This is a genomic window from Glutamicibacter sp. HZAU (assembly GCF_004100365.1).
GTDB classification, from domain to species: Bacteria; Actinomycetota; Actinomycetes; order Actinomycetales; family Micrococcaceae; genus Glutamicibacter; species Glutamicibacter nicotianae.
In genome coordinates this window covers 1-23,067 of the sequence record NZ_SCKZ01000015.1, presented here as the reverse complement: position 1 = coordinate 23,067, position 23,067 = coordinate 1, and the positions used below count along the sequence as shown (strand labels likewise).

The 23,067-nt window shown below is 65.6% G+C and carries 19 protein-coding genes and 1 pseudogene; 15 read left to right on the top strand and 5 right to left on the bottom strand.

Annotation, left to right across the window (positions count from 1 at the left end):
• The first annotated feature begins 116 nt into the window (after positions 1-116).
• The gene (locus EKH49_RS16065; RefSeq protein WP_128471649.1) at positions 117-788 is read left to right on the top strand and encodes an ABC transporter ATP-binding protein; all 672 of its coding nucleotides are present in this window, start codon (positions 117-119) and stop codon (positions 786-788) included.
• Between the two features lie 409 nt (positions 789-1,197).
• On the opposite strand, the gene EKH49_RS16060 is transcribed toward EKH49_RS16065, so the two are convergent.
• Positions 1,198-1,719: a phosphoribosyltransferase gene (locus tag EKH49_RS16060; RefSeq protein WP_073706807.1), complete on the bottom strand. Its 522-nt coding sequence runs from the start codon at positions 1,717-1,719 to the stop codon at positions 1,198-1,200.
• 294 nt (positions 1,720-2,013) lie between these two features.
• On the opposite strand from EKH49_RS16060, the gene EKH49_RS16055 reads away from it, so the two are divergent.
• A complete protein-coding gene (locus EKH49_RS16055) occupies positions 2,014-3,528 on the top strand; it encodes a DUF5129 domain-containing protein (protein ID WP_128471648.1) in 1,515 nt (504 codons plus the stop codon).
• Positions 3,528-4,007 (top strand): annotated as a pseudogene (locus EKH49_RS17235) (4'-phosphopantetheinyl transferase family protein); the annotation flags it as partial. The gene EKH49_RS16055 and the pseudogene EKH49_RS17235, both read left to right, overlap by 1 nt.
• On the opposite strand, the gene EKH49_RS16985 reads toward EKH49_RS17235, so the two are convergent.
• From EKH49_RS16985 to EKH49_RS16035, 3 genes are all read right to left on the bottom strand, one after another.
• A complete protein-coding gene (locus EKH49_RS16985; RefSeq protein WP_236641208.1) occupies positions 3,936-4,319 on the bottom strand; it encodes a hypothetical protein in 384 nt (127 codons plus the stop codon). The pseudogene EKH49_RS17235 and the gene EKH49_RS16985 overlap by 72 nt on opposite strands.
• A 166-nt stretch (positions 4,320-4,485) precedes the next feature.
• The gene (locus EKH49_RS16980) at positions 4,486-5,409 is read right to left on the bottom strand and encodes an amidohydrolase family protein (protein ID WP_128471647.1); all 924 of its coding nucleotides are present in this window, start codon (positions 5,407-5,409) and stop codon (positions 4,486-4,488) included.
• Positions 5,410-5,425: 16 nt separating this feature from the next.
• Positions 5,426-6,394: a quinone oxidoreductase family protein gene (locus tag EKH49_RS16035; RefSeq protein WP_128471646.1), complete on the bottom strand. Its 969-nt coding sequence runs from the start codon at positions 6,392-6,394 to the stop codon at positions 5,426-5,428.
• Positions 6,395-6,602: 208 nt separating this feature from the next.
• On the opposite strand from EKH49_RS16035, the gene argC reads away from it, so the two are divergent.
• The 7 genes from argC to EKH49_RS16000 all read left to right on the top strand — a co-directional run bounded on the left by argC (position 6,603) and on the right by EKH49_RS16000 (position 14,702).
• Complete coding sequence (gene argC, locus EKH49_RS16030) at positions 6,603-7,634, top strand: N-acetyl-gamma-glutamyl-phosphate reductase (RefSeq protein ID WP_128471645.1); 1,032 nt, start codon at positions 6,603-6,605, stop codon at positions 7,632-7,634.
• The gene (gene argJ, locus EKH49_RS16025) at positions 7,631-8,845 is read left to right on the top strand and encodes a bifunctional glutamate N-acetyltransferase/amino-acid acetyltransferase ArgJ (protein ID WP_128471644.1); all 1,215 of its coding nucleotides are present in this window, start codon (positions 7,631-7,633) and stop codon (positions 8,843-8,845) included. Before argC ends, argJ begins: the two co-directional genes overlap by 4 nt.
• 22 nt (positions 8,846-8,867) lie before the next feature.
• A complete protein-coding gene (gene argB / locus EKH49_RS16020) occupies positions 8,868-9,830 on the top strand; it encodes an acetylglutamate kinase (RefSeq protein ID WP_128471643.1) in 963 nt (320 codons plus the stop codon).
• Positions 9,827-11,092, top strand: coding sequence for an acetylornithine transaminase (locus EKH49_RS16015; RefSeq protein WP_128471642.1), 1,266 nt, complete (start codon positions 9,827-9,829; stop codon positions 11,090-11,092). The genes argB and EKH49_RS16015 overlap by 4 nt, the downstream gene beginning before the upstream one ends.
• 52 nt (positions 11,093-11,144) lie before the next feature.
• Positions 11,145-12,104: an ornithine carbamoyltransferase gene (gene argF / locus EKH49_RS16010; protein ID WP_128471641.1), complete on the top strand. Its 960-nt coding sequence runs from the start codon at positions 11,145-11,147 to the stop codon at positions 12,102-12,104.
• A 1-nt stretch (position 12,105) separates the two neighbouring features.
• On the top strand, positions 12,106-12,609 hold the full coding sequence (locus tag EKH49_RS16005) for an arginine repressor (protein WP_038993670.1): 504 nt from the start codon (positions 12,106-12,108) through the stop codon (positions 12,607-12,609).
• Positions 12,610-12,695: 86 nt separating this feature from the next.
• Positions 12,696-14,702 carry a hypothetical protein gene (locus EKH49_RS16000; protein ID WP_128471640.1) on the top strand — a complete coding sequence of 669 codons (2,007 nt, stop codon included), beginning with the start codon at positions 12,696-12,698 and terminating at the stop codon, positions 14,700-14,702.
• Positions 14,703-14,782: 80 nt separating this feature from the next.
• On the opposite strand, the gene EKH49_RS15995 is transcribed toward EKH49_RS16000, so the two are convergent.
• On the bottom strand, positions 14,783-15,334 hold the full coding sequence (locus EKH49_RS15995; RefSeq protein ID WP_128471639.1) for a macro domain-containing protein: 552 nt from the start codon (positions 15,332-15,334) through the stop codon (positions 14,783-14,785).
• 248 nt (positions 15,335-15,582) lie between these two features.
• Here EKH49_RS15995 and argH point away from each other — a divergent pair, with 248 nt between their 5' ends.
• From argH to tyrS, 5 genes are all read left to right on the top strand, one after another.
• Positions 15,583-16,998 carry an argininosuccinate lyase gene (gene argH / locus EKH49_RS15990; RefSeq protein WP_128471638.1) on the top strand — a complete coding sequence of 472 codons (1,416 nt, stop codon included), beginning with the start codon at positions 15,583-15,585 and terminating at the stop codon, positions 16,996-16,998.
• A 120-nt stretch (positions 16,999-17,118) separates the two neighbouring features.
• The gene (locus EKH49_RS15985) at positions 17,119-17,859 is read left to right on the top strand and encodes a maleylpyruvate isomerase family mycothiol-dependent enzyme (protein WP_128471637.1); all 741 of its coding nucleotides are present in this window, start codon (positions 17,119-17,121) and stop codon (positions 17,857-17,859) included.
• Positions 17,860-17,945: 86 nt separating this feature from the next.
• Positions 17,946-18,494 (top strand): adenine phosphoribosyltransferase, encoded by a 549-nt coding sequence (locus tag EKH49_RS15980; protein ID WP_128471636.1) that lies wholly within the window; start codon positions 17,946-17,948, stop codon positions 18,492-18,494.
• 217 nt (positions 18,495-18,711) lie between these two features.
• Positions 18,712-20,994, top strand: a complete 2,283-nt coding sequence (locus EKH49_RS15975; RefSeq protein WP_128471635.1) for a HelD family protein — start codon at positions 18,712-18,714, stop codon at positions 20,992-20,994.
• Positions 20,995-21,179: 185 nt separating this feature from the next.
• Positions 21,180-22,499 carry a tyrosine--tRNA ligase gene (gene tyrS / locus EKH49_RS15970; RefSeq protein ID WP_128471650.1) on the top strand — a complete coding sequence of 440 codons (1,320 nt, stop codon included), beginning with the start codon at positions 21,180-21,182 and terminating at the stop codon, positions 22,497-22,499.
• Positions 22,500-23,067 lie beyond the last annotated feature (568 nt).

Here is a 23,067-nt window from a genome sequence, read left to right as displayed (position 1 = left end):
CAGCGCTGGTGGTTCAGGCGCTCTTGGTCGTGCGCGCAACCGGAAACGGCCACCGGGAATCACTCGGTAATGGATTTCGGTGGCCGTGTAAGGCGTGATGAAACATCTGGGTTAGCATGATCGATCTCCGAGACGTGCAGAAGCAAGTAATTGAGCCTAATGGCGCGAGCAGAACACTGTTCCGCTCCGTGGATTTCAGTCTTGGCCATCATGAGAAGTCAGTATCCCTTGCAGGACGTAGTGGCTCGGGAAAAAGTAGCTTGCTGCGGATCCTCGCCGGACTAGATACGCAATACTCTGGTGAGTACTACTTCGACGGCCAAAAAGTAGAGCGCAGCATTTCTGTGATGGCTAAATTAAGGCGGAAGCATATCGGGTATGTGACCCAACATTATGACTTGCTTCGGGACAGGAATGTGCTGGCGAACGTGATCTTTGCTCAGCCGAAGCATCCGAATCTGGTAGCGGAAGCCTCGAAATGTTTAGAGATGGTGGGACTTAGCGGTTTTGAGCGCAAGAAGTCTTCGCGGTTGTCCGGAGGTGAAGCTCAGCGCGTAGCAATAGCGCGAGCAATCGTCAAGAGACCTGATGTTATTCTTGCGGACGAGCCGACAGGTGCCCTCGATGAAGCCACCGAGGATTCGATTCTCGAGTTGTTCGGTCATTTGCAGGATCAAGGAACTAAATTCATCATTGCGACTCATTCGAAGAAGGTCATGAGCTCGTGTGACCGGGCATTGGAACTGGTCGACCAATGTCTGGAACCCGTCGATGCGACGGTCTTCTGAATTCTATATAAATCGCGCTGGGGAACCCTTCATCGGTCAGCAACCATAATCCATGGGGAACGTGAATTATCTACAGTGTTTGTTTTCGTGGGGATATCGAGCCGGACCAATTTATTGGTGGCTGTACCTTGAGCTTGTGGGAAGCACGATTCCGTGATTATGCAGATCTGTAGCCTGCTTGCGGTGGCGTAGTTCCCATTGCCGCTGACGACTTGGAAAGCATTCTCGGGTGGCGTGGATAATTGAACTGATTCGTTCATCGCTTACTGCGTCTCGACATGGGCTATCGGCGCATGAAGTTAGGGAGCAAGCGGATTTACTATATACATGGGTGAGCCCGCCACGGCAGCGGCAAAACAAAAGCAGGGAACGACGAAATTTCGTCGTTCCCTGCTGAAGTTGAAGAACTTTACTTGGTTCCGCCAGCGGTAACCGGTGGCAAGTCGGACCATGGGAAGGTAATCCACTTGTCGGTGCGGCGCCATTCATAGTCCGGGACCATGATGGTGCGTGGCTTGGTGTACAGGCAAACGGTCTTCACATCTGCGCCCCAGGCGGACACCAGATCGACAACCTTTTCAAGGGTCCGGCCGGAGTCGGAGACGTCGTCAACGATCAGGATCTTCTTGTCGCGCAGGTGGCCGTCATCAAGCATTGGGGGAAGAACCACTGGTTCAGGCAGGACGGTGCCGATGCCGGTGTAGAACTCCACGTTCAGCGCACCGCAAGCCTTGACACCCAGGGCGTAGGAAATGGATCCGGCGAGCAGCAGGCCGCCTCGGGCAACTGCCAGGACGATGTCTGGCTCGAAGCCATCGTCGACAATGGTCTGTGCCAGCTCGCGGGAAGCCGCACCGAAGGTGTCCCAGGTGAGGATTTCGCGCTCTGGTTCTGAAAGGACGGATGCCCCTGAATCGTCAATGCTAGTCATTCTGCAATTTTATCCCCGAATTCGTGGCAGCGATGCACAGTTGAAACCGACCGTTCACTTTTTCCTGCTGAGCCCGGAGGATTCCCATCCGCTGATTAGGCAAGAATAGGCATGCAATGGGCCAGCTTGAGGAATCCATCACTTTTGGCGAAACCAAGCCTGGCGCCAGCGCATGGCAGGCTTGATGCGCTAAAAGCCGTCTTAATGATGACCCGTGCCGCATCCAAGATCGCTAGGATGGGGGAAAGGCCATCAGCCGGAGATAATCCGGAATCCCCATGAAGGAGACGCAACTTGAGCCCACGAACCTGGAACATCCGGATAGCCGGTGCCGCAGCCATGCTCTCTTTGGGACTGGCAGGGGCGTTGCCTGCGGCGCATGCTGCCACCGGAGTACAGGTCGCTGCGGGGCAGAACCTGGAATCTATCACCATCGATGACTCCACGGGCAAGCTCAATGAGCAGAGGCTGCGTGATGCATTGGAAGAACTCGATTTCAATGAGCCGACCGATGTGGCGATCTACGCGCGTAACGGGGAATACTCCGACGACATCAATACCGAAACTCTCGACTACGCCAAGTCGACGCATCCCGAATGGATTTCCGGCAAGCCCGAAGACTACGGCGACTACTGGGCCGATGGCCTGTTCATCATCACCTTGTCCATCGAAGGAGAGGGAGACGGACAGATCGGCACGTACTTCGGTGAAGACCGCAAAGTTTCCGAGAGCTCCATGGAGAGCATCCATGAAGCCGGCTACGACGATTTCAACCTGTCCCGCTGGACGGATGGCGTCATCGCCGTAGCCGACAAGGCATCCGTGATCATGAATCGTCCCTGGTACCAGCACCCTGCCTTGTGGATTACCACCGGCATCGGTGGACTCGTTGCCGCCACCGTCGGCGGAGCCGTGCTGCATACCCGGTCGACACGGCGGAAAACTTTCGCCGAAGAACTGCATCAGGGAACCGTTCACCTGACCAACGTCACGATGGATCTGGAAGAGACCGAATTGGCGGCTCGTACCCTGCCGTCCGCTTCAGGTCATGCCGCCGAGCTGGAACAACGCTTCAGCAAGTTCATGGCCAAATACCGTGATTGCTTCGAAGCGCAGCAGTCGCTGGAGCAACAGAGCAAGAAAGAGCGTTCGGGCACCAACGGCGTGCGCCAGGCCAAGGAATTCCGAGAGTCAACCCAGTCCTTGGACCTGACGGATGACGCCATCATTGCCGCGGCCGCGCTCTATACTCGTTCGGCCTCATGGCAAGATGCCTGGCATGCGCAGACCAAGCCGCTGGAAGAAGACCTGGACGATATCCGTGAATTGCTCAATGACGTCGAACCGGAGCTGAAGGGCAGCGCTGCCGCCTTGGCTTCCTACCGGGAAACTGCAACCACCGAGCTCAACGAGCTGACGGCGCAGCTGACGGAAGAATCGATCACCGTGGACCAGGCACTTGATGGATTATCCGCATTGCGTGCCGAGCTGACCGAAAAGCTGGACATCTTCGCCCAAGCGCAAATCGAGGTGTACGCGGAGAATGCGGAAGAGAAGGCCGATATGCAGTCGGAGCTCAAGAAATCCCGGTACGAAACCCGTGCCTATGACGGCCGTTCCGGCACCATCCTGGATGTCCTGAATCCCGCATCGATGTATTGGCGGGTGAGCGGCTACCACCACGGATATTCTTCAGGCGTCAGCGCAGTAACTGCCTCGCGTGAAGCGGCGAGCTCCTCCGGCGGAGTATCCAGCGGCTACTCCGGTGGCGGAAGCTTCTCGGGCGCTGGCGGATCCTCCCGCTTCTGATGAAATCCAGCAAGATCTTCGCGGACCTGTTTCCGCCGTCGGTGCGGGTCGTTGAGACCCGCATCGAGCTGGAGGAAGGCACGTACTATTCCGAAGAAGAACGGTACATCGCCGATGCGGTGCCCGAAAGGCAGCGTGAATTCCGCACCGTCCGGGTGTGCGCTCGCCGAGCCTTTCGAGAACTGGGCCATGAAGGTGCTGCCCTGGTCCCGGTTGAGAAGCGGGCACCAATCTGGCCAGCTGGCGTTGCCGGGAGCATGACCCACTGCGCGGGCTTCCGGGCAGCCGCGGTAGCTTCCACGAATGATATACGTGGCGTGGGCATCGACGCCGAGCTGCACGTCCCGTTGCCAGAAGAAATCCTCGACATCATCTCGCTTCCCGAAGAGCGGCCGATGGTCGAAGACCTATCGGCACGCTATCCGGATATCTTCTGGGAGCGGCTGATCTTCAGCGCCAAGGAAAGCGTCTTCAAGGCCTGGTTTCCGCTGACCAGGCAGTGGCTGGATTTCCTGGAATGCCGAATTCTCATCGATGCGCCAGCACGCCGATTCCAAGACCGCGCCCAGGCCCTGCTCGTGCAGCCGCCGGGCCTTGTCCTTGACCTCGTCCAGCAGTTCCGCGTAGCTTTCCACGCGCTGCCCGTCGTCGCTGGCCGGAGCGCCGGGGTGGGCCTTTGCAGTGGCCTGCAGGATGTCCATGAGGGTGCGCGCAGGCGGCGCCAGGGCTCCGGAGGGGAACTGGGGTGGGTGGATTGGTGCATCCGGCGCTGGAGTTTGTCCGTTGTCCATGCTGACCGGATCTGTCCCTTCACCAAAGAGCGTGTCGGTCCGCTGGGGGGAGAGCGGTCCGGAAGCGAAGCGGATCCTGGAGGGGCGGAACGCGGGGTTCCATCAACCATTAAAGCGTGCCGCGGGCGGACCGCCGCAAGAATATGGTTGAACTGTCATGCATCTCTCAACTGTTGCGCACCGCCTGCAGCAGCCTGCGCGGGGTATCGTGCAGCACGTCGCGCATCCATCCCGCGCCCAGCGACCAGGATTCCAGCGCCTGGATCTGGTGGCTGTAGGAATAGGGGATATTCGGGAAGTCGGAGCCGAACACGATCTTGTGCGAGAGCCCGGCCACGAGCCGCGGATATTCCGCCGGCAGCGGGGCGATGCGGTTCATGAACCCGGTGCCCACCATGGTGGTATCCAGGTAGACGTTGGGATTCTCTGCGGCCAGCTGGGCGAACTGCACGTAGTCGGGCAAGCCGGCATGGGCGATGACCAGCACCAGCTGCGGATGCCGTGCCACCAGTTCGCGGATCGGCTCGATCCCGGTGAACCGGCCGGCATGCGGCCCATGCCCGCAATGGATCACCACCGGCGTCCGCGCCTCGGCGACCAGCTCCCAGGCGCCGTCGAGCAGCGGATCGAGCGGGGTGAAGCCGCCCACCTGCACGTGCACCTTGAACAGCTGCACCCCGTCGTCCAGCGCGGCGCGCACCAGTTCGGCGGCCTCTGGCTCCGGGTAGAAGGTGCCCGAACGGATCGCCTCGGGATGGTGGTCCGCGAACTGCCGCGAGTACTCGTTGAGCCAGGCGGCCATGTCCGGGCGGTGGGCATAATTCAAGGTGCCGTAGGCGATCACGCCCAGGTCCTCCAGCGCCGCGACGCGCTGCGCCTCGGGCAGCCGGTAGCTGATCGGCCACGGGTGGCCGGTGCGCTGCGCTTCGCCGTCGAAGTAGGACCAGACCTTGGCCAGCACGTTATCCGGCATGAAGTGCACGTGCAGGTCGATCACCCCCGGGATGCCCAGGGCCTGCAGGTACGCCGGCACCTCCTCGTCGGTGGCGGGGCAGATGCCGGCGTGCCCGCCGGGTCGCTGCTCGTTCATGGCTGGGGATCCTGCGCTAGGGAACCAGGATGATCTTGCCGGTGGTGGCCCGCGATTCCAGCGCGGCGTGGGCCTCGGCGGCCTTGGCCAGCGGGTACTCGGCGCCGATGCGCACATCAATCTGGCCGGCGGCGACCCAGCCGAAGATGTCGCCGAAGCGCCAGTGCAGCTCCTGCTCGGTGGCCAGGAAGTCGTCGAGCTTCGGCCGGGTCACGCTCAGCGAGCCGCCGGCGTTCAGCCGCTGCAGGTTGAAGTCGGGCACCTGGCCGGAGGCGCCGCCGAAGAGCACCAGCGTGCCGCGCCGGCGCAGCGCTGCCAGCGAGGTCTCGAAGGTGTCCTTGCCGATGCCGTCGTAGACCGCATGCACTCCCGCCCCGCCGGTGACCTGCTCGACGGTGGCCGCCACCTGGTCGTAGTCCACCACGTAGTCGGCACCGGCGGCCCGGGCCAGGTCCTTCTTCTCCTGGGTGGAGGCGGTGGTGATCACCGTCGCCCCCTTGAGCTTGAGCAGCTGAGTGAGGATCAGGCCCACGCCGCCGGCGCCGGCATAGGTCAGCACCACTTCGCCGGAGCGCACCATGTAGCTCGAATGCACCAGGTAGTGCGCCGTCATGCCCTGCAGCGGCAGCGCGGCGGCGATATTCAGGTTCACCGCGTCGGGCACCTTGCCTGCCCGCTTGGCGTCCACCAGCGCGTACTGGGCGTAGCCCCGGGAGCCGGAGGCGGTGGCCACCCGGTCGCCGATCTTGTAGTTCTGCACGCCGTCGCCGATCTGCTCCACCACGCCGGAGAACTCGGTGCCCGGGGTGAAGGGGTAGTCCACCGCGTACACGCCGCTGCGCTGGTAGGTTTCGATGAAGTTCACCCCGGTGGCGGCGATCTTCACCAGCAGCTGGCCCGGGCCCGGGGCAGGGACCGGGATTTCTGCCGGCACCAGTCCGCTGGCGTCGGATGGTTCGTTGACCACGATGGCTTGCTGCTGCATGGAATGGCGCTCCTTGGCTCTGCAGATCTCGAAACTCTGCGTATTTGGATCCCGGCGCTCGATGCGCTCGATGCCGGGCGGTCTCTACGGCCAGTGTAGGACTTCGGGCGGCCGTGCGGGCGCCGCGCGGGTGGATGTCGGGTTACGTGACGAAGAATTTTATGAATATTTATTAGCGTGCGTGAATATTTCGCGGTAGAATCTGGTCATGACGATTTCAGTAGCTGTTTCCGGCGCCAGCGGATACGCCGGCGGCGAGGTTCTGCGCATCCTCGCGGCGCACCCAGAGGTAGAGATCGGCGCGATCACCGCGCATTCGCAGGCCGGGCAGCGCCTCGGCTCGATCGCCCCGCACTTGCATGCGCTCGCCGACCGGGTCCTGGTGGACACCACCGTGGAAAACCTTGCGGGGCACGACGTGGTGTTCCTGGCCCTGCCGCATGGCGCCTCGGCCGCCGTGGCCGCCGCCCTGCCCGAGAACACCCTGGTCATCGACGCCGGCGCCGACCACCGGCTGGAATCGGCCGCCGCCTGGGAGAAGTTCTACGGCTCCGAGCACGCAGGCTTCTGGCCCTATGGGCTGCCCGAGCTTCCCGGGCAGCGGCAGAAGCTCGCCGGCACCAAGCGCGTCGCGGTTCCCGGCTGCTACCCGACCGGCGCGCAGCTGGCCCTGGCCCCGGGCTTTGCCGCCGGGCTGCTGGAAGCCGACGACGTGGTCATCATCTCCGCCTCGGGCACCTCGGGCGCCGGCAAGTCGCTCAAGCCCCACCTGCTGGGCAGCGAGGCGATGGGCTCGATGAGCACCTACGGGGTGGGCGGATCGCACCGCCACATCCCGGAAATGGAGCAGGGCTTCTCCAAGCTGGCCGGCGAAGATGTCACCGTCTCCTTCACCCCGACCCTGGCCCCGATGCCGCGCGGCATCCTGACCACCGCCACCGCCAAGGTCAAGCCGGGCGTCACCGCAGCGCAGCTGCGCGAGGCCTGGTCCGCCGCCTACGCCGGCGAGCTGTTCGTGCACCTGCTGCCCGAGGGCCAGTGGCCGACCACCGGTGCGGTGCTCGGATCCAACCACGTCCAGCTGCAGCTGGCCTTCGATACGCACGCGAACCGCGTGATCGCCACCGCAGCGCTGGATAACCTGACCAAGGGCACCGCAGGTGCCGCCGTCCAGTCGATGAACATCGCGCTGGGACTGGAAGAAAACACCGGACTGCTCATGCAAGGAGTCGCACCGTGAGCCTCGCCTACACCCCCACCCGCCCCTCGGCATCCGGCACCGGCGTCACCGCCCCGGCAGGCTTCGCGGCCGCCGGCGTGCCGGCAGGGCTGAAGTCCACCGGCAAGAACGACGTGGTCGTGGTGCAAAACCTCGGACCGCAGTTCACCGCCGCCGGCGTATTCACCTCCAACCGCGTGGCCGCCGCCCCGGTGCACTGGTCCAAGCAGGTGCTGGCCGATGGCCGCATCGACGCGGTGGTGCTCAACTCCGGCGGAGCGAACGCCTGCACCGGCGCCGAAGGCTTCGCCAACACCCATAAGACCGCCGAATACGCCGCGCAGCTGCTCTCGGTTTCCGCCGGCGATGTTGCGGTGGCCTCCACCGGGCTGATCGGCGTGCAGCTGCCGATGGACAAGCTGCTGCCCGGCGTGCAAGCAGCCGCCAGCGCCTTGGCCAGTGACCAGGACGCCGCCGATCAGGCGGCCGCGGGCATCATGACCACCGACACCGTGCCGAAGCTGGTCTCCCGCATCGTCGGGGCCCCGGGCTCCGGCCAGGTGGTCATCGGCGGCATGGCCAAGGGCGCGGGCATGCTCGCCCCGGCGCTGGCCACCATGCTCGTGGTGCTCACCACCGACGCGCAGCTGACCGCCGAGCAGGCCGATGCGGCCCTGCGCGCCGCCACCGCGATGAGCTTCGACCGCGCGGATTCCGATGGCTGCATGTCCACCAACGACACCGTGCTGCTGCTGGCCTCCGGCGCTTCGGGCACCACCCCGGACCTGGCCGACTTCACCGCCGCGCTGACCGACGCCTGCTGCGAGCTGGCGGCGAAGCTGATCGAGGATGCCGAAGGGGCCGATCACACCATCGCGATCCGCACCTTCAACGCCGCCACCGAGGCCGACGCGCTGGAAGTCTCCAAGGCCGTCTCGCGCTCCAACCTGGTCAAGACCGCCGTCTTCGGCAAGGACCCGAATTGGGGCCGCGTGCTCTCCGAGGTCGGCACCACCAAGGCGGCCTTCGAACCCGACGAGCTGAACGTCTCGATTAACGGCGTGATGGTCTGCAAGAACGGCGGCGTCGGCGAAGACCGCAACCTGGTCAGCCTCGAGGAGCGCAATGTGCGCATCGAGATCGACCTGAACGCCGGCACCGAGGAAGCGACCGTGCTGACCAACGACCTGACCCACGACTACGTCCACGAGAACTCCGCCTACTCCAGCTAGGCAGAAGCAAGGGAATTCAGCTATGGCCCACACCGCCCGCACCAACCTGGATACCGCCCAGTCCAAGGCCGAAGCGCTAATCGAGGCGCTGCCCTGGATCCAGCGCTTCGCCGGGACCACCATGGTCATCAAATACGGCGGCAACGCGATGGTCAACGACGAGCTGCGCCGCGCCTTCGCCGAGGACATCGTGTTCCTGCGCCACGCCGGGATCAACCCGGTCGTCGTGCACGGCGGCGGCCCGCAGATCAACAAGATGCTCGACACCCTCGGCATCGAATCCGAGTTCCGCGGCGGGCTGCGGGTGACCACCCCCGAAGCCATGGACGTGGTGCGCATGGTGCTCACCGGCCAGGTGCAGCGCGACCTGGTCGGCCTGATCAACTCGCACGGGCCCTACTCGGTGGGCATGTCCGGCGAGGACGGCGCCACCTTGCAGGCGGTGCGCACCGGCACCATCGTCGACGGTCTGCCGGTGGATCTGGGGCTGGTCGGCGAGGTCACCCGCGTGCGCACCGACCAGGTCGACTCGCTGGTGGACGCCGGGATGATCCCGGTGATCTCCACCGTCGCCCCGGAGTTCGACGCCGACGGCGAACCCACCGGCGCGGTGCTGAATGTCAACGCGGATACCGCCGCGGCGGCGCTGGCCACCGCGCTGGGCGCTGCCAAGCTGGTGATCCTCACCGACGTGGAGGGGCTGTACGCGGCCTGGCCGGACAAGTCCTCGCTGATCAGCTCGATCACCAACGACGAGCTGCGCGCCATGCTGCCCACCCTGGAATCGGGCATGATCCCGAAAATGGGCGCCTGCCTCAAGGCCGTCGACGAGGGCGTGGGGCAGGCCCACATCGTCGATGGCCGCCAGCCGCACTCGATGCTGCTGGAAATCTTCACCACCGCCGGCGTGGGCACCCAGGTGCTCCCCGCCGCCAACACACCAAGCAACACCGCTACGAACACCGCACAGAAGGACGCCAAGTGAGCGAGCACGCTGACCCCACCACCGATTCCGCGCTGGCCGGCAGCGCAGCCGCCGAGGTAGCCGGGCTGAGCCAGCTCTCTTCGGCCGCCCTGGCCGACCGCTACTCCAACTCCCTGCTGGGCGTCTTCGGCACCCCGCAGCGGGTGCTGGTGCGCGGATCAGGCTGCCACGTCTGGGATGCCGATGGCAACCAGTACCTGGATCTGCTCGGCGGCATCGCGGTGAACACCCTGGGCCACGGGCACCCGCTGCTCGCCTCGGTGATCTCCTCCCAGCTGGCCACCCTGGGCCATGTCTCGAACTTCTTCACCAGCCCCAGCCAGATCGCGCTGGCCGAGAAACTGCTGGAGATCTCCGCCGCCCCGGCCGGCTCCAAGGTGTTCTTCGCCAACTCCGGCACCGAAGCCAATGAGGCGGCGCTGAAGCTGACCCGGCGCAATGCCGGCACCGCCGACGCACCGCGCACCAAGGTGATCGCCCTGGAACACGCCTTCCACGGCCGCACCCTCGGCGCGCTGTCGCTGACCTACAAGGAGAAGTACCGCGCCCCCTTCGCCCCGCTGCCGGACAACGTGCAGTGGATCGAGGCCGGGAACATCGAGGCGCTGCGCGCCGCGGTGGACGAGACCGTCGCCGCGGTGTTCATCGAGCCGATCCAGGGCGAGGCCGGGGTGCGGCTGCTTTCTGCCGAGTACCTGGCCGCCGCCCGGCAGATCACCCGCGAGGCCGGCGCGCTGCTGGTCTTCGACGAGGTGCAGACCGGCATGGGCCGCACCGGCTCGTTCTTCGCCTCCGCACCGGTGATCCCGGATGTGATGACGCTGGCCAAGGGCCTGGGCGGCGGCTTCCCGATCGGCGCGATGATCGTCTTCGGCGAGGAGAACACCAAGTGGCTGTCCCCGGGCGACCACGGCACCACCTTTGGCGGCAACCCGGTGGCCTGCGCCGCGGGCCTGGCGGTCATCCACACCATCGAAGCGCAGAACCTGCTGGCCCATGTGCGCGCCACCGGCCACTGGCTGCGCGAGCAGCTGGCCGGCATCGAGGGCATCTGTGCGGTGCGCGGCGCCGGGCTGCTCACCGCCTTCGAACTTCAATCCGCGAACGCGCCGAAGCTGGTGGCCGCGGCGCTGGATGCCGGCTTCATCGTGAACGCCACCGACGAGCAGACCATCCGCCTGGCCCCGCCGCTGGTGATCACCACCGAGCAGCTGGGCACCCTGATTGCCGCCCTGCCGCAGCTGATCAGCGCGGCCAGCTAGCCGCCGGCATGAACCTCGCCACCACCCCTGAGACGAGCAAAGGAATCACCCCATGAGCGCAACCCGCCACTTCTTGACCGACCTGGACTTCACCCCCGACGAGCAGTCCAAGGTGCTGGATCTGGCCGCGGCGATGAAAGCCGACAAGTACGGCTACACCCCGTACGCCGGCCCGCAGACCGTCGCGGTCTTCTTCGACAAGACCTCCACCCGCACCCGGGTCTCCTTCCACGCCGGCATCGCCGAACTGGGCGGCTCCCCGCTGATCATTAATTCCGCCGATTCGCAGCTGGGCCACAAGGAGTCCATCGCCGACTCCGCCAAGGTGCTTGAGCGCATGGTTTCCACCATCGTGTGGCGCACCTTCGCCCAGTCGGGCCTGGAGGAAATGGCCGCGAATTCCTCGGTGCCGGTGATCAACGCGCTGTCCGACGACTACCACCCCTGCCAGCTGATCGCCGACCTGCTCACCGTGCGCGAGCACAAGGGCAAGACCACGGGGCTGACCATGAGCTACCTGGGCGATGCGGCGAACAACATGGCCAACTCCTACCTGCTGGCCGGGGTGACCGCCGGCATGCACGTGCGCATCGCCGGGCCCGAGGGGTACCTGCCCGAGGCGCGCATCGTGGAGGCAGCGCAGCAGCGCGCCGCGGAAACCGGGGGATCGGTCACGATCACCACCGATGCCGCCGCCGCGCTCGCCGACGCCGACGTGGTCGTCACCGACACCTGGGTCTCCATGGGCCAGGAGGACGAGAAGGAAGCGCGGCTGAAGCTGTTCACCGGCTACTCGGTGACCGCGCAGGCGATGAAGCTGGCCAAGGACGACGCGATCGTGCTGCACTGCCTGCCGGCCTACCGCGGCTACGAGATCGACGCGGAGGTGATCGACGGCCCGCAGTCGGTGGTGTTCGACGAGGCCGAGAACCGCGTGCACGCGCAGAAGGCGGTCATGACCTGGCTGATGGTCGCTTCCGGCCTGGCCGAAGACGACCGGGTGGAGCTCTAGGATGTCCGCCCAGCCCAGCACCAAGACCGCCCGCCAGGCCCGCATCCGCGCCTTCTTGGGAAACAACTCCGTCAAGTCCCAGGCCGAGCTACTGGGCCTGCTCAAGGAGGACGGACTCGAAGTCACCCAGGCCACGCTCTCGCGCGACCTGGTGGAAATCGGCGCGGTGCGCATCCGCGACAACTCCGGCCAGCTGATCTACGCGGTGCGCCAGGAAGGCGGGGACCGTTCCCCGCAGACCGCGATCACCCAGGAAGTGCTCGACGCGCGCCTGGCGAAGATCTGCGCCGAGCAGCTGGTCACCGCCGAAGCCAGCGGCAACATCGTGGTCCTGCGCACCCCGCCAGGCGCCGCGAACCTGCTGGCCCTGGCCATCGACCACTCGCAGATGCCCTCGATCCTGGGCTGCATCGCGGGGGATGACACCATCATGCTCACCACCCGCGCGGTCGACGGCGGCGCCGAAGTCGCCGCCCGCTTCCTGCAGCTGGCCGAGCCCCGCTAGGCACCAGCGCCCAAGCCGCCGCGAACTTGTCCACAGTTCGCGGCGGCTTTGCCATGCCCGCCCCGGCGGCGTTCGATGATCGACGCATGGAACCACACGAACACGCCGGCACCCAGGGCCCCGCACAGCCTGCCCAGGCCGCTTCGCTGGCTGCCAGCTTGGCCACCACAGCAGAGCAGCTGGCCAGCGGAACCCCGCTGGATGCGGCCAGCCTGCTGCGTGCCGAAGTCGCGTGCCTGCACCTGTTCCAGCACCTTTGCGCCCAGGCCTCGCGCAGCGCCGATCCGCGCCTTGCCCTGGCCCACGCCCACTTCGCCGAAGCCTTCGGCCATCATGCCACCCGCGCCCTCATCATCGCCGCAAGCCTGGTGGAAACCACCGCCGCCCACGCCCTGGACCTCGATGAATTCGATCACCTGCGCGCGGGCACCACCGACTTCAGCGCCCCGCCCCGATTCGCGCCCGGCCGCACCGTCTACTTGGATGCCGCCACCGTGCTTTCGCAGCTGCTGGACCTGAACTATTTCGAGGCCGACCGCCGCGTCAAGGACGCCCACCTGGTCCACGCCCGCAAGGACATCTCCGGCGCCGCCTGCGCCCCGCGCTTCACCCTGCTCGCCGAGCACTTCGCAGCCCCCGCCCCCGGCCTGCTGGATGCCGCCTCGGCCACCGCCGGCACGAGCACCGCGGCATCGTCCGCGCCCGCCGGCTGGGCCCTGCCGGAGCTGCACAACGCCCCTGACCCGCGCGAAGTGCTGAAAACCGCCCGCGCGCTGGACAAGTTCGAACCCGAAGACACCACCTTCGACGGCCTGCCCACCACGGCTACCGCCAAGGCCGCCGACGACATCTTGCTGGAGGAGCACGCTGCCGCGCACCTGAAGGAAGACCGGATCCGCATCCGCCAAAAGCGCATCAACGGCTTGATCAAGGACTACAAGGACGCGCACGCCCAGGGCAAGACCCCGAAACTGGGCATTTTCCGCGGCAAGGTGGTCAACGGCGTGCATGAATTCATCGTGCGCGTGCGGGCGATCGACGCGGAGCTCTGGGAATCGCTGATCACGCAGGCCGACAACAAGCGCACCAAGGCCGGGGCCGCCGCCCGCCAAGCAGCAGACGCAGCAGATGCCGCCGGCGATGACCCGGCAGACTGCCAACCCTCCGGCAATAGCAGCTCAAATCAGCAACCCGGAGATCCCGGCGATCCAGCGGCCCCCGGGCAGCCCACCGCCCGCAACGGCACAGAAGCCCCCGACGCGCCCGAACCCGGCGACCAGCCAACGCAGAATGGCGCGACCGGCCAAGACCCCGCGGGTGACGGGCTCTGGCACAGCGGCCAGCCGGCCCCGGACTGGGCGGGAGTTGGGCTCGACGATCCACACGATGGAACCCCGCCCGATGGAACCCCGCCCGATGGAACCCCGCCCGATGGAACCCCGCCCGATGGAACTCCGCCAGATGATGCCCATCCGGATCCGGACCCGCCGGATAGGCCGAACCCGCAGGACCCGCTACCGGGCCTGCCGGACACCTGCTCGGTGCCCGAACGCCGGCTCAACGCGCTGAACGCAATCCTGCGCAATACCGGCAGGGAAAGCAACGGCCAACGCATCATCCCTGAAATCGTGGTGCACGCGCACCTCGAAGATCTCCAGGATCTCGCATCGCTCACCGGCATCAGCGCCCACGGTGTGAAAATCCCAGCGACGCAGCTGCGCACCATGCTGTGCGAAGCGAAAGTGCTCAGCCCGATCTACGACGCTGACGGGATGGTCATGGACATCGGCCGCGACGCCAGGTACTTCCCGCGCTGGATGAAGCTTGCCGCCCGCGACCGGGACGGCGGCTGCCTGGTCCCAGGTTGCACGCAGGACCCGGCCCTGCTCGAATTCCACCACTTCAAGCCATGGGCCAAAGGAGGCCGTACCCGGCTCCAGGACTGCTGCCCGCTGTGCACAACGCACCACACCATGGTCCACAGCGGCTACCTGAAAGTGGTCAAGGTCAGGGGACTGCCCCACATCATCCTGCCCAAGCACCTCGATCCTCTGCAACAGCCGCAACGCAACGCCTATTTCGCCCGGACCTAGCTGCCGGGGATCGCAAAACTGCCGCGCACTCGGTACCAAGTGCGCGGCAGTTTTCGTGCGTTGATGCCGATCGGGCCGGATCAGGCGGCAAGTTCCTCCACGGCGTCCAGCGAGAATGCGCGCTCGAAAGCTGCCTGGACCTCGTCGGTATGGGCCACCAGAATGATCTTGTGGATCGGCGAAATGTGCTTGTTGGTCTCGACCCACCGGCTGATGGCTGCATGGGCGATGTCGGCAACCTGTTCGGGATCCCATCCGAAGGCTCCTGCGCCAATTGCCGGGAACGCGATCGAATGGGCCTCATGGCGGGCCGCGACGTAGAGGGAGTTCACGAAGCAGTCATCGAGGATCTTCGGGTTCGGCTTAATCAGTGCCAGATTCGGAGCCGCGGTGTGCACGACCCACTTGGCCTGAAGATTTCCGGCCTTGGTGATGACGGCAATACCCGAGGGGATCCCGTCGGGGTAGCGGTTGGCGCGAATCTCCCGGCAGGCGGCCAGCAGGCTGGGGCCGGCAGCTGCATGGATGGCGCCGTCGACGCCGCCTCCACCGAGTAGCGAAGGATTAGCCGCATTGACGATGGCATCAACTTTCAGGGTGGTGATATCGCCCCGGTACAGCTGGATTTCCATTTGGTACCTCCGAAGAACGTTCCGTATCGGCTCTATGCTCACACCATACGCCCGGGCGCTGAGGACTGGAAGAGGCAAAACTTAAGGTTTCCTGCGTGTTCCAGAGCTCCATCGATCCTCGCCACGCAGGCGGCGAAAATCATGTGATGCATGAATTGGCACAACGTTGCATAAATATAAGTTATATTGCATAAAGCTTTGCTAGAGTAGGGTGCAGTGCAATTTTTACCGGCAGAAAGGAACGGGCCATGGCCTCGTCAACAAATGAAGGATCGCTCTGGGGCGGTCGCTTCTCCGGCGGCCCAGCGGATGCAATGGCAGCGTTGAGCAAGTCCACCCACTTCGACTGGCGCCTGGCCAGCTACGACATTGCCGGATCCCGTGCCCATGCCAAGGTGCTCAATCGCGCTGGCCTGCTCACCGATGCCGAGCTGGCAGACATGATCACCGCGCTGGACCAGCTGGAAGCAGACGTGCTCTCCGAGGCCTATGTTGCCGCGCCCACCGACGAGGACGTCCACGGCTCGCTGGAACGCGGCCTGCTGGAGCGCGCAGGAACCACCCTGGGCGGCAAGCTGCGCGCCGGCCGTTCGCGCAATGACCAGATCGCCACCCTGGGCCGCATGTTCCTGCGCGACCACGCGCGGATCATCGCCCGCGGCGTGATCGACACCCTCGACGCCATGGTCCAGCAGGCCAAAGCGCACCCGTATGCGCCGATGCCCGGCCGCACCCACCTGCAGCATGCCCAGCCGATCCTGCTCTCGCACCTGCTGCTGGCCTACTCCTGGCCGCTGCTGCGCGACGTGCAGCGCCTGATCGACTGGGACAAGCGCGCCGCCGTTTCGCCCTATGGTTCCGGTGCGCTGGCCGGCCAGACCCTGGGCCTGGATCCGAACTTCGTCGCCGCCGAGCTGGGCTTCGACTCCGCTGTGCACAACTCGATCGACGGCACCGCCGCCCGCGACGTGTTCGCCGAATTCTCCTGGATCGCGGCCATGATCGGCGTGGACCTGTCCCGCGTGAGCGAAGAAGTCATCCTCTGGGCCACCAAGGAATTCAGCTTCGTGAAGCTGCATGACTCCTTCTCCACTGGCTCCTCGATCATGCCGCAGAAGAAGAACCCGGACATTGCCGAGCTGGCCCGCGGCAAGGCAGGTCGACTGATCGGCGACCTGACCGGCCTGCTGGCCACGCTCAAGGCGCTGCCGCTGGCCTACAACCGCGACCTGCAGGAAGACAAGGAGCCGGTGTTCGACGCCGCGGATACCCTGGAAATCCTGCTGCCTGCGGTCGCCGGTATGATGGGCACGCTGACTTTCAATACCGAGCGCATGGCCGAGCTGGCCCCGCAGGGCTTCGCGCTGGCCACCGACATCGCCGAATGGCTGGTCCGCCAGGGCGTGCCGTTCCGCGACGCCCACGAGCTCTCCGGCGCGGCCGTGCAGCTGGCCGAATCGCGCGGCGTGGAACTGTGGGACCTGACCGACGAGGACTACGCCGGCATCTCCGAGCATCTGACCCCTGCGGTGCGCGAGGTGCTCTCCACCGAGGGCTCGCTGAACGCCCGCAACGGCCAGGGCGGCACCGCCCCGAGCGCCGTCGCGGCGCAGCTGGCCGAGTTCGAACGCCAGCTGGCCGAGATCAAGGCCTGGGCCAAGTAGCACTGGGCACGTGGCAGGCGGCCGCCGCGCGGGAAGCATCCCGCCCGGCGGCCGCTGCCGTTTCAACCACAGCCTCCTGCCCTTGCGCATTTGTCCCAGGTTCGCGCTAGAGTGTGCTTCATGACACAACTCCTGGCCCCGGCCGAACTGATCGCACAGGTCACCACAGCATTGGATGAGCTGACCGTGCAGCTGCGCGAGGTTCCGGCCACGCAGTACACCAAGCCGAGCTCGCTGCCGGGGTGGAGCACCGCCCAGCTGATCGCGCACCTGGCCTCCTTCGCGAAGGCCGCCGTGCGCCAATTCGAGCACGCCGGAGCGGACCAGCTGCCCTCGATGTACGACGGCGGCGCCGAGGGCCGGATCGAGGCGATCAACATGACCGCGCTGATGCGCCCCGAATCCCTGCGCGCCCTGGCCGCCGACGGGTTGGCCCAGTTGCGCGCCGTCCTGCCCGGCGTCGAAGACCTCTGGGAGCAGCCGGTGGGGTACCGCCCGGGCGCGACGGCCGCGGACCTGATGTACGCGACCTGGCGCGAGATGCTGATCCACGCCACCGACCTGGACGAATTCGTCCGCCCGGCCGCCAGCTGGCCGCCGGCCTTCAGCGCGCACCTGTTCCGTGCGCTCGAAGCCCGCGTTCCGGAAGGAACCCGCCTGGTGCTGCAGCCGCATGGGAAGACCCCGATCGTGCTCGGGAACGGCTCGAAATCCTGGGTGCTTTCGGGCACGGATTTCGATCTGGCCGCCTGGATGGCTGGACGCCCGGCAGCCGGGCCGGTGCAGGTCACCGCGGCCGCCGATTCGGCCGCCGACCCGCAGCTGCTGCCCTGGCCCAGCGATCGGCTGATGGCCCGCTAGAACCGGGCGCACCGCGCCGGGGCCACCCGGAATGTGCTCATGATTATGCACGGTCGTGGGAAAAGCAGCGCGCAAAGGGACTAAAATTGGCAGACGTGACTACTTCTGAGAGCATTAGCGACCTGCTGGACCGACTGTGCGAGATCGTGCCCGACTACCCGCAGCTGGGGATCTCCTTCAAGGACCTCACCCCGGTCTTCGCCGACCCGGTCGGCCTGCGCCGCATGGTCGACGAACTGATCGCACCCTTCGAAGGGCAGTTCGACATCGTCGCGGGCCTCGAAGCGCGCGGTTTCGTGCTGGCCGCGGCGGCCGCCTACGCCTCGGGCAAGGGCATGCTGACCATCCGCAAGGCAGGCAAGCTGCCGCGCGAGGTCTACCGCGACGAGTACACCTTGGAGTACGGCACCAGCTGCCTGGAGGTGCACAAGGACGAGATCGCCCCGGGCACCCGCGTGCTGATCCTCGATGACGTGCTCGCCACCGGGGGCACCGTCGGGTCGGCGGTCCGCCTGCTCCAGCAGACCGGCGCGCAGATCGCCGGCGTCGGCGTCGTGCTGGAACTCGATGGCCTGGATGGCCGCGCCAAGCTGGAGGGGCAGCAGGTGGTGTCCTTGCAGGTCGTGCATTCCTGAACCTGTGTGGTCGGGTAACAATCCGCCACGGTTCCACGCCGCTGGCGAACAACCCTTCGGCGGGCCCGGGCAGCGCACGGGCAGCGGTGCGCGGGATTACCTGCGCCGGCCAAAAGGCGCGTATCATTATCTGTCCTGCGTTTTTACGCGGGAACCGTTGCACGCGGGGCCCTGCGCCCTGCACACGGGCACATCTTGAGCGCGAGGGGAAACTGGGTTGACCGACACCATCGAGGCCGATCTGCTAGCTGAATCCGAGTATGTGGGCCGCCTGTATGCGCGGCTGGACGAGTTGCGCGCCGAAAAGCTGGAGCAGCTGGAGCGCACCCGGGCCCAGGGGGCCGTGGGCACCTTCCAGAACATGTCCGAACGCGACTCCTTCGCCACCCTCTACGAGGACCGGATCGCCCAGCTCGACGCCGTCGAGGACCGCCTGGTCTTCGGCCGCCTGGACATGGCTGCCAACGGCCGGCAACAGCAGCCCGGCGACGCCGATTCCGCGGCCGCGCCGCGCTACATCGGCCGCATCGGCCTGTCCGACGAGGACCTGAACCGGCTGATGATCGACTGGCGGGCCAGCGAAGCCGCCCCGTTCTACCAGGCCACCGCGCTGAATCCGCGCGGGGTGCGCCGCCGCCGCCACCTGATGCTCAAGGGCCGGTCCGTGGCCGGCATCGAGGACGACGTGCTCGACGAGACCTGGCTGGACGAGGGCCACACGCACCACGGCGAAGGCGCGCTGATGGCCGCCCTGCGCGAGAAGCGCACCGGCCGCATGGGCGATATCGTCGGCACCATCCAGGCTGAGCAGGACGCGATCATCCGCGCCGAGCTGCCCGGGGCGGTCGTCGTCCAGGGCGGCCCGGGCACCGGCAAGACCGCCGTCGCCCTGCACCGCGCCGCCTTCCTGCTCTACGAATACCGCGAACGGCTGAAGAACGCCGGCGTGCTGATCGTCGGCCCGTCCAACTCCTTCATGCGCTACATCGAGCGCGTGCTGCCCTCGCTGGGCGAGACCGGCGTGGTCATGTCCTCGGTGAGCGATCTCTACCACGGCATCCACGCCGTGCCGGAAGCCAACCGCACCGTCGCCCGGCTCAAGGGCCAGCTGTCCATGGCCAAGGTGATCGCCAACGCGGTGCGCAACCGCCAGCGGCTGATCCCGGAAAACCGGACCCTGGTGGTGGAGGGCACGCGCCTGACGCTGACCCCGAAGATGGTCAAGAACGCGCGCGAACGCGCCCGCCACACCCGCAAGCCGTACAACGAGGCGCGCGAGACCTTCGTCAAGGTGCTGGTCGGCGAGCTGGCCGAGCAGCTGCGCCGCAAGCTGGAGGAATCTGCCGGGCAGTCCTCGACCACCGACCGTTCCTACCTGCCGCAGGAGGTGCGCGAATCGCACGATGTGCGCGTGGCGCTGAACCTGTGCTGGATGCCGATGACCCCGCAGCAGCTGGTGGCCGAGCTGTTCGCCAACCCGCACCTTTTGGCCGCCGCGGCCCCGCACCTGGCGGAGCACGAACGCGACTCCCTGTACCGCCGGGCCGGCTCGCCGTTCACCGAGGCCGATGTGCCGCTGCTGGACGAGGCCGCCGGGTTGCTCGGCGACTTCGCCGATCCGCTGGAAGGCGCCCGCACCGCCCAGTACGAGGCCGACGTGGAGAACGCCAAGGCCGCCCTGCGCAATATGCACACGATGCTTCAAAACGCCGGCATCGACGGCGTGGTCACCGCGGAGCAGGTGGCCGGGGTGAACCAGGAAACCGCCGTGCGGCTCACCGCCGCCGAACGCGCGGTGGCCGACCGCACCTGGGCCTACGGGCATATCGTCGTCGACGAAGCGCAGGAGCTCTCGCCGATGCAGTGGCGCCTGCTGATCCGCCGCTGCCCGATGAAGTCCTTCACCATCGTCGGCGATATCGCGCAGACCTCGGCCGCCTCGGGTGCCAGCAGCTGGTCGCAGGCCCTGGAGCCGTTCTTCGGCGACCGCTTCGAACTCGAAGAGCTGACCGTGAACTACCGCACCCCGGCGCAGATCGCCGACGCGGCGGTGCGCGTTGCCCAGGCCGCCGGCCTGCGCATCACCACCCCGCAGGCGGTCCGCGAAGGCGACTGGCCGCCGGTGCTGACCCGCACCACCGCCGACAGGGTGCAGGACGCGGTGCTGGCCGCGCTGCGCGAAGAACTGGAGTATTCGGCCGGGGGACTGCAGGCGATCATCGTGCCGCAGCAGGACCTGGCCCGCATCCGCGCGGCGGTCGAGCAGGTCTACGGCGACCGCGTCGGCAGCGGCTCGGGCGGGTTGAGCCAGGACATCGTGGTGATCACCGCGCGCGAGTCCAAGGGCCTGGAATTCGACGGCGTGCTGATCCTTGAACCTGCCGAGCTGGTGGACGAGGTCGACGGCGGCGTCGGCGATTTGTACGTGGCGATGACCCGTACCACCCAGCGGCTGCACGTGGTCCACGCCCGCGAGCTGCCCGAAGGCATGGAAGCCTAGCGGCCCGCGCGGTTGCGGATGTGACCAAGGGGCGGGCCGGGCAAGTGGCACGAGCCCGCCGGCAGGCGATAACCTTGAACCTGTGTGCCGGGAACGCAACCCCAACTCCCGGCGCGATCACAGGTGCACGCAGGCAAATGCGTGCACTCGGGGCAGAACGAAGACAGAAAATGGTCACAGTGAGCATGTCTGATACGAAGCAGAATCCCGTGATTGCGGGACAGAGCAACGACGCATCTTTCGAGAACGTCTGGCAGGAATTGAAGTGGCGCGGCCTGGTGCACGTGTCCACCGATGAAGCCGAGCTGGAACGAGCCCTCTCCGAAGAATCTGTGACCTACTATTGCGGGTTCGATCCCACCGCGCCGTCCCTGCACCTGGGCAACCTGGTGCAGCTGCTGAACATGCGCCGCCTGCAGCTGGCCGGCCACAAGCCGCTGGCACTGGTGGGCGGTTCCACCGGCCTGATCGGCGACCCGCGGCAGACCGCCGAGCGCACCTTGAACACCAAGGAAACCGTGACCGAATGGGTCGCCAAGCTCCAGGCCCAGGTCTCCCGCTTCCTCTCCGCCGAGGGCGAGAACGCGGTGCGCCTGGTCAACAACCTGGACTGGACGCAGCAGCTCTCGGCCCTGGACTTCCTGCGCGATGTGGGCAAGTACTTCCGCGTGGGCACCATGGTCAAGAAGGAAATCGTGGCCGCGCGCCTGAACTCCGACGAGGGCATCAGCTACACCGAATTCTCCTACCAGGTGCTGCAGGGCTACGACTTCCTGGAGCTGAACCGCCAGTACGGCTGCACCCTGCAGACCGGCGGTTCGGACCAGTGGGGCAACCTGACCAGCGGCACCGACCTGATCCGCAAGGTCCAGGGCAACTCGGTGCACGCCTACGGCACCCCGCTGATCACCAACTCCGACGGCACCAAGTTCGGCAAGTCCGAGGGCAACGCCATCTGGCTGGATGCCGATATGTGCAGCCCGTACACCTTCTACCAGTTCTGGCTGAACACCGCCGACGCCGACGTGATCGACCGCCTGAAGGTCTTCACCTTCCTGACCCGCGAGCAGATCGCGGAACTGGAAACCGAGGTTGCCGAGCGCCCGTTCAAGCGCGTCGCCCAGCGCACCTTGGCTTGGGAAGTCACTTCCCTGGTCCACGGAGTGCAAGCCACCGAACAGGTGATCGCCGCTTCGGCTGCGGTCTTCGGCAATGGCGATCTTGGCGCAATCGATCTTCCTACCCTGGAATCGGTCATCGCCGAGCTGCCTTCGGCAAAGGTCGCCGCGGACGATCTGGGCATCCTGAATGTCCTGGTGGCATCGGGCCTGAGCAAGTCATTGTCCGAAGCACGCCGCACGGTAGCCGAAGGTGGCGCCTACGTGAACAATGCCAAGGTCGACGGCATCGAAACCGAACTGGCCGAGTCGGACTTCCTGCATGGCCGCTACGCGATCGTGCGCCGCGGCAAGAAGAACATGGCAGTGGCTGAACTGGTCAAGTAAGGCCCGCGAACAGCTGCACTACACGAAACCGCCAGAAAAACTTGTGAACCAAGACACTTTTCTGGCGGTTTTGTTGTGCCGAATTAAGGAAATTCCAAGTCAGGCCGGCAATGAGAACAAAAAATAAGTCCGCTGACTGATTTTGCTTCGTGGTGGGATGCGTGTAAAGTTTTATCTCGCGCCGCTGATCCGGACGGCCTGAAAAGGCGAGTCGGAAACAGCGGGGTGAACCAGCGTGAAACGCCGAGTTGACAATGATCAACGCGGTGGTAAGCTGGAAAAGTTGCTCCGGAGCGAAGCAGTGGCCATCAAAGGGTGGCTGGTGTGGTGTCGAGAGTGTTTGTTGTTTGAGAACTCAATAGTGTGCCAAGTTTGTTGATACCGAATATTTTTATTTGGTGAATACATAACATTTGCTTGAGGCATTGCACCCCCGTGCAGTGTCCTTGAGTGCTTTATTATTCGCCAGGACTTCATCGGCTTCGCCCTTATTTTCCAAGGGGTTGCTGGTGGCTTTTTATTTTTTTATGGAGAGTTTGATCCTGGCTCAGGATGAACGCTGGCGGCG

Excerpts from the sequence above, each read along its gene's own strand:
- EKH49_RS16065 (WP_128471649.1), top strand. The coding sequence starts at position 117 with ATGATCGATCTCCGAGACGTGCAGAAGCAAGTAATTGAGCCTAATGGC.
- EKH49_RS16060 (WP_073706807.1), bottom strand. The coding sequence starts at position 1,719 with ATGACTAGCATTGACGATTCAGGGGCATCCGTCCTTTCAGAACCAGAG.
- EKH49_RS16985 (WP_236641208.1), bottom strand. The coding sequence starts at position 4,319 with ATGGACAACGGACAAACTCCAGCGCCGGATGCACCAATCCACCCACCC.
- EKH49_RS16980 (WP_128471647.1), bottom strand. The coding sequence starts at position 5,409 with ATGAACGAGCAGCGACCCGGCGGGCACGCCGGCATCTGCCCCGCCACC.
- EKH49_RS16035 (WP_128471646.1), bottom strand. The coding sequence starts at position 6,394 with ATGCAGCAGCAAGCCATCGTGGTCAACGAACCATCCGACGCCAGCGGA.
- argC (WP_128471645.1), top strand. The coding sequence starts at position 6,603 with ATGACGATTTCAGTAGCTGTTTCCGGCGCCAGCGGATACGCCGGCGGC.
- argB (WP_128471643.1), top strand. The coding sequence starts at position 8,868 with ATGGCCCACACCGCCCGCACCAACCTGGATACCGCCCAGTCCAAGGCC.
- argF (WP_128471641.1), top strand. The coding sequence starts at position 11,145 with ATGAGCGCAACCCGCCACTTCTTGACCGACCTGGACTTCACCCCCGAC.
- EKH49_RS16005 (WP_038993670.1), top strand. The coding sequence starts at position 12,106 with ATGTCCGCCCAGCCCAGCACCAAGACCGCCCGCCAGGCCCGCATCCGC.
- EKH49_RS16000 (WP_128471640.1), top strand. The coding sequence starts at position 12,696 with ATGGAACCACACGAACACGCCGGCACCCAGGGCCCCGCACAGCCTGCC.
- EKH49_RS15995 (WP_128471639.1), bottom strand. The coding sequence starts at position 15,334 with ATGGAAATCCAGCTGTACCGGGGCGATATCACCACCCTGAAAGTTGAT.
- argH (WP_128471638.1), top strand. The coding sequence starts at position 15,583 with ATGGCCTCGTCAACAAATGAAGGATCGCTCTGGGGCGGTCGCTTCTCC.
- EKH49_RS15985 (WP_128471637.1), top strand. The coding sequence starts at position 17,119 with ATGACACAACTCCTGGCCCCGGCCGAACTGATCGCACAGGTCACCACA.
- tyrS (WP_128471650.1), top strand. The coding sequence starts at position 21,180 with ATGTCTGATACGAAGCAGAATCCCGTGATTGCGGGACAGAGCAACGAC.